The 3,807-nt window shown below is 59.6% G+C and carries 1 protein-coding gene; it reads right to left on the bottom strand.

All coding sequences use genetic code 11. The features are described 5' to 3' along the window. Positions 1 to 576 precede the first annotated feature (576 nt). A complete protein-coding gene (locus IK083_08810; GenBank protein ID MBR4749652.1) occupies positions 577 to 3,294 on the bottom strand; it encodes a hypothetical protein in 2,718 nt (905 codons plus the stop codon). Between the last annotated feature and the right edge of the window lie 513 nt (positions 3,295 to 3,807).

The raw sequence follows: 3,807 nt of genomic DNA on the forward strand, positions 1-3,807 counted from the left end.
CACCTCTCTTCTATGGTAAGATGTTTATAGTTCATACGATTTTCCTCCGTAGTTTTTTAGTCAAGCAACTTCATTCTACACGAATTTCGTATGAACTTCTAACTCATTATTACCTGTTGCACTTAATAGTATAATTCACCGTCTTTACCTTACTCCGGCAGAGCCGGAGAAGGCAAACGGGAGCGGCCGTATTAGCGGGGCGCAGAAGAACTTGTTGCCGTTTCTCTGCTGATGCTTTGAGAGCGCAAGGGGACACCACTTGCAATTTACCCCGACGAAAAAGGGCTTTTTCCGCCGGGGACCCCGGACACACCCGCTCGGGTCCTATCCGCCGAGTGGACCCCCCAATGCCTTACGGCATCGGTCCCCCCACAGATCTCCAACGGCAGCGCCAAAGGCGCAGCCGCTGGGATGACGGCGGTTTTTGCCTGTTCTGCCTTGCGCCAAGGACGACACTTGCCCTTCGGCTTGAGCAGGGGCTCTATACCCCGAAAAATCATATGATTTTTTGGGGCTTAAAAAAGCGCCCTCCGGGGAGGGCGCAATGAAGTCTTGCGTTTGGGTGATGTGGTCCTGTCAGGGCATCCGGATGCCTTTGACGTCGGAAAACACCGTCTTGCGCTGGCCTGCGATGTCGTTGTAGATGACGAAGGCTCTGCCGTACCAGGCGTCGCCGGCCGCGACGTTCTTCTTGTTGATGATGAAGGTGTTGGTCAGGGCCGAGTAGCCGGAAGACTTGCCCACTATCACCCCGGGAGTGTCAAACAGGATCTCCGCAGGGGCCGTGTCGGACTGCAGCAGCAGCACGCCGTGCATGACCTCGCTTGCGAAGTCGTCGCCCGTGACGGTCTGTCCTGTGAAGGCTATCTTGCCGCCCTCGGCTATGGGCTCCCACAGGTTGACTGCGGTGACGCTGTCCGCTGCCCCCTCATATACGGCTTCCAGAGTGAGGCCGGAATACACCGATATGGTAATTGTGGGGTCATAGGAGACCGTCTCCTGAGTGTCGGCGTCTCTCCAGCAGGTGAAATCCTCGCCTTCAAAGGTTTCGGCAGCGCTGCGGGTATATACCTGAGCGCTTTTCAGGGTGACCGTTTCACTGCAGTATTTCTCGCCGCCGTACAGGAAGTAGGTTTTCACCGTATAGGTCTGTTCCGCCTTGGTAAAGGAGGCGGTAAAGGTCACGTCTCTCTGGACCGGGCCCTGGGAAGGCAGGGAGCCGGGGAAGTCGTTGGTCCACTTGCTGACCACATAGCCCGTTCTCAGGCCGCCCTGTCCGGGCTCGGCGGGATAGGAGACCTGGCTGTAATCCGTCACCGTGTCGGTCTTGTAGATCTTGCCGTACACGTCCTTGTAGGTAAAGGTGTAGTTCTCCGCCGGAGCGGTGACGGCGGTTATGACGGTGGTCCTGTTGATGGTATATGCAAACTCGGGGTCTTCCGAGAGCACGTTGCCTGCGGAGTCCTGCCAACAGAGAAACTGTTCGCCGTCTTTGGGCTCGACCCTGACTTCCCAGGTTTTGCCCAGGATGCCCTTGAAGGCGTTGACGTTGACCCAGCTGCCGTTGTACTTGACAAAAGTCTTGCCGCCGCCGGCCTCCATATCCACCTGGTACTTGAAATACTGTTGCTCCACGTTTTCCATGGCCGCGCAGAGGTCCTCTCCCCAATACCAGTCGATGGTCAGATAGTATTCGTCCAGAGCCTGCTCCGCATCGTCTATGGCGGCCCTGAGCTCCGCAAGGCTGTCGGGGCTGTAGGTGCCCCGGCTGCTCTCGTATATTTCGCCGGCTTCGTTCACGCAGGGGATAAGCCTGTCGCGGCAAAAGGCGTTGTCCACCACGGCGGAAAAATTCAGCTGCTCATAGTCTCCGGCCCTGACCTTGTCCGTGAGCCTGACGCCGTTGAGGGTGACGCAGTCTATCTCAATGTCCAGCTCCAGATAGTCCACCGCTTTCTTCAGGGTAAACAGGGCCGGGTCAAACTCAGTGTCGCCGTCCACCAGTCCCATGTTGGCCACGTCCTCTCCGTTGTAGAGCAGCCTGAAGAAGCTCTGAGGCAGATACTCGTCCCCTCTGTGGAACCGGGAAACGGATACGGGTATCAGGTCCGAAATGACGGGATAGTTGTCGGGGCCCGCGTTGGTCCAGCCCCCTTCCATGTTGCTCTCGGCCCAGCCGTCCGCCGTCATGGCAGACTTGGTCTCGCCGGAGCAGCTGTACCAGTGATGGGGAGTGGACTGGCCCGTGTTTTCGCCGTAGAGCTCCGCATCGCAAAAGTCGGTGCAGTAGTAGCACTTGTAGAAGACCTGGGCGTTGTTGAGCTCGAAATAGGAGCCCACCACGCCGCCGGCGGCGTCTGTGTCCGCATAAGTCATGCCCGCCTCGCTCTTGTCGGCAAAATAGCTGTTTTCCAGCCGGTTGCTGCCCTGGCTGCCGTCCACCGTGCCGGCCAGACCGCCGACGGCGCACTTTTCACCGGAGGCGTGACATATGTCCGTAAAGTTGACTCTTGCGGTGCCTATGAAGCCGTTTTTGACTATGCCGGCCACGCCGCCCATGGAGGCTGCCTGTCCCGACACGGTGGAAAAGAGCACGGAGCACTGTTCCGCAAACGAGTTGACGCCCACCTCGGGGCCCTGCAGCAGGCCGGCGATGCCGCCTATGGCGGCAGTGCCGGCGGTGCCCGTGATACTGGAATTGTGGACCGCGCAGTTAAACACTGTGCCGGTGGACTTGCCCGCGATGCCGCCTATGGCGGTTTCGCTGCCGCCGGAAAGGGTCAGGCCGTAAACCGTGCAGTTGGTGACGGCTCCGTCGTTGACGCCGGCGATACCGCCCAGATATTTGCCCTTTCGGGACTCGCCCAGGCCTACGGTCCATTCGCCTTCGCCGTACACGAGACAGCCGTCAATGGTGCCGTTGGAGCCGTTGGCGGCAGCCACCACGCCGGCATCGCTGCCTGTGTTGATAAACATTTCCATCCGGAAGGTAATGCCCGAGACGGTGCCGTTGTTTTCGGCTACAAAGCCGGGGTCGGTGTAGGCAAAATGAAAGCCTGTAAGCGCGGCGCCCTCGCCGTATATGCCGCAGCCCTGCGCCACCTCGGCAATGGGGACCCAGGTCACTTCGGACAGGTCATAGGTCCCGGGGGTGATGACAATGTCCTCGTCGATCACAGTGTCGCCGAGGGCCAGCAGCTCGTCCACGGTGCTGACGGTCCGGGCCCCGGCCGCGGAAAGCAGCAGCAGGCTGAGGACCACCGGGAGCCATAATAAACCGGCAAGCTTGTTCATATTTCACTCCTTTTGCGCCGCTGTCCGGCGGAGCCGGAGCGGCTGCAGTTATCTGTCTAATATCATTATAGCACAAAATTCGGCGCAGCGCGTTTTTTCGGGATATATTCGACGCCGGGGAGAGCCCGGGTCGTTTGTCCCGTTGGGCTTGGTCCATGTGCCCGGGCTCGCGGTTCGTTTGAAGGGGACTTCTTACCGGTGAGGGCATGAGGAGCCCTCACCGCCGAAGTGACGTTGTAATTGAACGGGACAATAGCGCTTTCCCTGCCCCGCGATACGGCCCCCCCAACGGCTTTCAGCCGTCGGTGCCCCCGTAGATCTCTTACCGGTGAGGGCACGAGGAGCCCTCACCGCCGAGATGACGCGGGGTTTGGCGCTGCCGCCGAGATGACGTCTGTTGTTGAACGGGACAGAGCGGTTTTCGTTTGTCCCGTTGGCCCAGGTCACGGACCAGGCCGGGGTGGGAGGGGCAGAGCCCCTGCTCAAGCCGAAGGGCCAGCGTCGCCGTCAGGC

This window comes from Abditibacteriota bacterium (genome assembly GCA_017552965.1).
GTDB lineage: Bacteria > Armatimonadota > UBA5829 > UBA5829 > UBA5829 > RGIG7931.

Bases quoted from the DNA above. Each gene is read 5' to 3' on its own strand.
- IK083_08810 (MBR4749652.1), bottom strand. From the start codon at position 3,294: ATGAACAAGCTTGCCGGTTTATTATGGCTCCCGGTGGTCCTCAGCCTG.